This is a genomic window from Neisseria sp. HMSC70E02 (assembly GCF_001838645.1).
GTDB classification, from domain to species: domain Bacteria; phylum Pseudomonadota; class Gammaproteobacteria; order Burkholderiales; family Neisseriaceae; genus Neisseria; species Neisseria macacae.
Genome location: NZ_KV838117.1, coordinates 18,473 through 22,768, shown reverse-complemented (window position 1 = coordinate 22,768; position 4,296 = coordinate 18,473). Strand labels below are relative to the sequence as shown.

3 protein-coding genes are annotated in these 4,296 nt (G+C 55.1%); 1 reads left to right on the top strand and 2 read right to left on the bottom strand.

Annotation, left to right across the window (positions count from 1 at the left end; translation table 11 throughout):
* Positions 1 to 447 precede the first annotated feature (447 nt).
* On the bottom strand, positions 448 to 1,659 hold the full coding sequence (locus tag HMPREF3277_RS10935) for an acetate kinase (RefSeq protein WP_070871136.1): 1,212 nt from the start codon (positions 1,657 to 1,659) through the stop codon (positions 448 to 450).
* 329 nt (positions 1,660 to 1,988) lie between these two features.
* Entirely contained in the window at positions 1,989 to 3,158 is a 1,170-nt protein-coding gene (gene prpF, locus HMPREF3277_RS10930; RefSeq protein WP_070871135.1) for a 2-methylaconitate cis-trans isomerase PrpF, read from the bottom strand.
* A gap of 197 nt (positions 3,159 to 3,355) precedes the next feature.
* Between prpF and HMPREF3277_RS10925 the strand changes: the two genes are divergently transcribed.
* The gene (locus HMPREF3277_RS10925; RefSeq protein ID WP_070871134.1) at positions 3,356 to 3,904 is read left to right on the top strand and encodes an REP-associated tyrosine transposase; all 549 of its coding nucleotides are present in this window, start codon (positions 3,356 to 3,358) and stop codon (positions 3,902 to 3,904) included.
* The last annotated feature ends 392 nt before the right edge of the window (positions 3,905 to 4,296 follow it).

The following is a 4,296-nucleotide window of genomic DNA, read 5'->3' as shown; positions in this document are numbered from 1 at the left end:
AGCTCTATGGGCTGCACGAATTTAATTTTTCCCAAGCCACAAAGCCACCCCCATCCTAACCTTCTCCCGCCGGACGGGGGGGAAGGAACAGAATTGCTGATACGGCAAAGAGGTCGTCTGAAAATTACGATTTATGAGGTTTCAGACGACCTCGTTTAATGAGTTCAAATAACAGCAACCATCTCACATCCGCCGCTATCCCCTTCCATACTTTTCCACATCTACCGCAACCTGCCCCCTCTCCCGTCTGGCGGGAGAGGGCTGGGGAGAGGATGGCTCTATGGACTGCACGAGTTTTATTTACCTAAACCTGTAAAACCACCCCCATCCTAGCCTTCCCCCGCCGGACGGGGGAAGGAACAGGATTGCTGATACGGCAAAGAGGTCGTCTGAAACCCATCTTTCAGACGACCTCTTTTCTCTTTCAAAAATGCTCTGCCCTAACCCCTAGCCTGCTTCTTGCAAAAAGCCTGCCAGTGCGGCGGTATCGAGGGCGATCATTAACTCTTCGTTGGTCGGCACGACCAAAACGGCGGGGTTGGAACCTGTCGGGCTAATGATGCCTGAGTTGCCGTAGCGTTTTTCCATGTTAGCTTTGGTGTCGATGTGCAGACCCAAATAGTCGAGGTAGGCGACGGTTTTGGCGCGGATGTTGCGGGAGTTTTCGCCGATGCCGCCGGTGAAGACGAGGGCGTCTATGCCGCCGCAGGCGACCGACATGGAGGCGATGTATTTGGCGAGGCGGTAGGTCATGACTTCGAGGGCGAGGCGTGCGCCTTCGTGGCCTTCGTCGGCGGCAATTTCGAGGGTACGGCAGTCGTTGGAGAGTTCGGAGATGCCGAGCAATCCTGATTTTTTGTTCAACATTTCATCGACTTGCTCGATGTTCATGCCGGCGTGGGCGGTCAGGTAGCTGTACACGCCGGGGTCGATGTCGCCGCAGCGTGTACCCATGACGAGGCCTTCGATGGGGGTAAAGCCCATGCTGGTATCGACGGATTTGCCGTTTCGGATGGCGGTGATGGACGCGCCGTTGCCGAGGTGGGCGACGATCATGCGCAAATCTTCCAGCGGTTTGCCTAAAATCCGCGCGGCTTCGGGGGCGACGTAGCGCATACTGGTGCCGTGGAAGCCGTAGCGGCGGAAGGCGTATTTTTTGCGCAATTCGCGCGGCACGGCGTAGGTGTAGGCGCGTTCGGGCATGGTTTGGTGGAACGAGGTGTCCATCACGCCGACGTTGGGCAGGCCGGGGAAGTGTTCCTGCGCGGCGAGGATGCCGCTGATGTTGGCGGGGTTGTGCAGCGGGGCGAGCGGGATGCAGGCTTTCAGTTCGTCGAGGACGTCTTGGTCGATGAGGACGGACTCGTGATATTTTTCGCCGCCGTGGGCGATGCGGTGTCCGATGGCTTTGATGCGGTCGTGCAGGCCGTGTTTTTCCAGTTCGTTCAATAGCATACCCACCGCACCGGCGTGGCAGTTGCGGCCGGTCAGGGGAACTTGGCGTTTGTTGCCGTCTTTGTTGAAGGTGATGACGGCTTCGGGCGTGGTCAGGCGTTCGCCGAGGCAGCTTAGGACGACGCTGCCGCTTTTGCGGTCGATAACGGCGCCTTTAAGCGAGGAACTGCCGCAGTTCAGGACGAGGATGAGTTGGTCGGACATGATATTTCTCCTTGTAGTTTGTGGTTGTTTTTTTGGTGAGGTCGTCTGAAAAAGGATGGGCGTTGGGCGGGATGTGTTTCAGACGGCCTCTTTGGGCAAAGCTTATGCCACATTTTCTATCGTCATTCCCGCGTAGATGGGAATCCATATTTGCTAACAAGCAAGCTCTAATAAATCAGGAAACAGAATATCGACTGTGGATTCCCGCCACAGCCTGTTCTCGCGTAGGCGGGGACGGGAATGACGGCGGTTAGACTATTCGGCTTTATTGCAATCCTTTATCAAATGTCGTCTGAAACAGTGGACAGTGATGTCCGTCCTACATGATTTCAAAAACAATCATCGGGAACGCGCACCCGCCCTTCCATAATCACGCGCGCGCTGCGGCTCATGACGGCTTTTTTCACCGCCCAAATGCCGTCCGAACACTCTGCCGCCGCGCCGACGCGCAATGTGCCGGAAGGATGGCCGAAGCGCACTTCGTTGCGCGTTCCGCCGCCTGCGGCGAGGTTGACCAGCGTACCGGGGACTGCGGCAGCAGCGGCGATGGCGACCGAGGCGGTGCCCATCATGGCATGGTGCAGTTTGCCCATGCTCAGGGCGCGTACCAGCAAATCGATGTCGGCGGCGTTCACGGTTTTGCCGCTGGAGGCGGTGTAATCGGCGGCGGGGGCGACGAAGGCGACTTTTGGCGTGTGCGCGCGGGCAGCGGCTTCGGACACGTTGTTAATCAAGCCTATTTTCAGCGCACCGTAAGCGCGGATTTTCTCGAATTTTTCCAGCGCGGCGGCATCGTTGTTGATGTCGTCTTGCAACTCTTTGCCCGTGTAGCCCAAGTCGGCGGCGTTCAGGAAAACGGTCGGAATGCCCGCGTTGATGAGCGTGGCTTTCAGACGACCTATGTCCGGAACGTCCAGCTCATCCACCAGATTGCCGGTCGGAAACATGCTGCCTTCGCCGTCGGCGGGATCGAGGAATTCGATTTGCACTTCGGCGGCGGGAAAGGTAACGCCGTCCAGCTCGAAATCGCCCGTTTCCAAGACTTCGCCGTTTTGCATCGGAACATGGGCGATGATGGTTTTTCCGATGTTTTTCTGCCAGATTTTCACCGTGCAGATGCCGTCTGAAGGGATTTTGCCTTTATCGACCAAGCCCTGCTCGATGGCGAACGCGCCCACGGCGGCGGTGAGGTTGCCGCAGTTGCCGCTCCAATCGACGAAAGGCTTGTCGATGGAAACTTGCCCGAAAAGGTAATCGACATCGTGATCGGCGCGTTCGGACTTGTCCAAAATCACCGCCTTGCTGGTGGATGAACTGGCGTTGCCCAAACCGTCTATCTGCTTGCCGTAAGGATCGGGACTGCCGAGTACGCGCAACAGGATTTTGTCGCGCGCGCTGCCCGCTTCCCGCGCCGCTTCGGGCAGGTCGGAACGTTTGAAAAACACGCCTTTTGATGTGCCGCCGCGGTAGTAAACGGCGGGGATTTTGATTTGCGGCATTTTTTGGGTTCTCCTTATGTAGCGTGGGCTCTGCCCACGATTTTTTTACCGTATCAATTCAGCCTTTATTTCGTGGGCAAAGCCCACTACACCAACTGCCCTCGAAACCATTTGCCTTCAAAATTCGGATTTCTTACAGGCAAAATCTGTACCGCATTGTTAAAATATACCGATTAATTATTTCATCAAGGATTGTTATGGCTGATTTCCGCCGCGTACACGACGGACAATGTTATTTCTTTACCGTAGTTTCCTATCGCCGCCGTCCCATATTGTGCGATCCGCCTGTCAGGCGATCCTTACGGCAGGCAGTATTGGATGTCCGGCAGGATTTTGATTTCAAAATCGACGCATGGGTTTTGCTGCCCGACCATATGCACGCGATTTGGACGCTTCCCGAAGGCGATTGCGATTACAGCCGGCGTTGGGCTTTAATTAAACGCAAGGTCTCGCAAGACTGCGGCTTCCTATATCCTTGGCATCATGCGGCAGAGGTTCAAAAACGGCGAAACGAATCGTTTATTTGGCAGCGGCGTTTTTGGGAACACTGCATCCGCGACGAATCGGATTACCAAAAACATATGGATTACATTCATTTCAACCCCGTTAAGCACGGTTTGACCGCATCTGTCTCGGATTGGCAGTATTCCACCTTTCACCGCCATGTTCGGAATGGTATGTATCCTGCCGATTGGGGAGGTGTTGCCGATGCCGATAATCAGGACATGGATTTCGGTGAACCTTAATCTGTTTTCTATTTAAATTTCGCGGGTTGTTTCGTTTTATTTCGTGGGCAGAGCCCACGCTACATCTGCTTTTCAGACGGCCTGTATGTAGCGTGGACTTCGTCCGCGAAAATTCTTGGTTGCAACTATCCTCCCTGTTTCGTGGGCAAAGCCCACGCTACATCTGCTTTTCAGACGACCTGCATGTAGCGTGGACTTCGTCCGCGAAGATTCTTGGTTGCAACTATCCTCCCTGTTTCGTGGGCAAAGCCCACGCTACATCTGCTTTTCAGACGACCTGCATGTAGCGTGGACTTCGTCCGCGAAGATTCCTGATTGCAACTATCTATCCTGTTTCGTGGGCAGAACCCACACTACGTCTGCTTTTCAGACGACCTGCATGTAGCGTGGAC